Raw genomic sequence first — 1,032 nt, forward strand, 5'->3', positions numbered from 1 at the left:
AGCAACAAATTTAGCAATTTCAATTGTACGTTGCTTTAAAATGGCGTATTCTTCATGTGTTAACAGGTTTAACATGGCTAAAGCATCTTCAGAAATGGGAGGATCTAGTCGTTCATCATCTTTGATGGTAACTTCTACGAAAGAATCTAAATCTTGTCCTTCTTTTTCGTAAGCACCATAGCGACTCTGGACTATTTAAACGAAAAATCTCCCACTCTCATAAGAGAGGGGAGATTTTTTTAGTTCATTACAATAAAAATACCAGCTAGGGTAATAGTAAGGATGACGATTAGAATAATAAAAATTATGAATGGAAGTAAGATTGTAAAGAAGGCCATCCAATTTGAAATTTGGTGTGCTTCTGCTACCACACCTACCGTAATAACAAAAGACCAGATACCAACAACAGGTGCTACTAATAACGAAAGAATTAAAAAAATCCAAGATATTCCACCTATGTTGCTTAGGTCCATTAATGTTTCAGGAGACGTCAATAACCAAATAACATAAAGCGGAATTAGAACGATAGATGGTATAATTGTAATGCTTAATCCTTTAAATAACTCCGAGAAAGTACCTGTACCTTTAAAAAGTTTACCGAATAGCCATAATATAAGAGCAGAAAAAGCTGTTCCTATAATCCCTGTTACTGGAGCGAAAATCACACATAACAACACCAAAACCCAGGGAGAAAAATCAGATAAGGATTCCGAGTTTCCTGAGTCTTGCAGCGTTGTCATCATAGAACCAATATAGCCGATAGACAGAATCAAAATCGCAAAACCAATAGATTTATCGTTAATCATATAACGGGCGGTTTGCTTTGGGTGGAGCCAAACCGATAAAAATGGATTAAATTTCAGCCTTTCCTGCTGTAGGTCATTATAGTTTTCCATCAAATTACCTCCAAAATAATAGTATAAATGCATGATACGTATAATTAGTATACGAGTGATTCGATGAAAAGTTTCGAAAAAACATTTTAGACAAAAAGAGCCGCAAGAAAGCGACTCTTTTTGATTACTCGTATAT

Annotated in this window: 1 protein-coding gene and 1 pseudogene; both read right to left on the reverse strand. The window is 35.0% G+C overall.

The features are described 5' to 3' along the window. Positions 1 to 183, reverse strand: a pseudogene (locus PVA17_RS24830) (phosphoribosylaminoimidazolesuccinocarboxamide synthase); the annotation flags it as partial. 56 nt (positions 184 to 239) lie between these two features. Then, positions 240 to 896, reverse strand: coding sequence for a Yip1 family protein (locus PVA17_RS24835; RefSeq protein ID WP_274069354.1), 657 nt, complete (start codon positions 894 to 896; stop codon positions 240 to 242). Positions 897 to 1,032 lie beyond the last annotated feature (136 nt).

The sequence above is a fragment of the Lysinibacillus sp. CNPSo 3705 genome (genome assembly GCF_028674935.1).
Lineage (GTDB): Bacteria > Bacillota > Bacilli > Bacillales_A > Planococcaceae > Lysinibacillus.

Bases quoted from the DNA above. Each gene is read 5' to 3' on its own strand.
- PVA17_RS24835 (WP_274069354.1), bottom strand. From the start codon at position 896: ATGGAAAACTATAATGACCTACAGCAGGAAAGGCTGAAATTTAATCCA.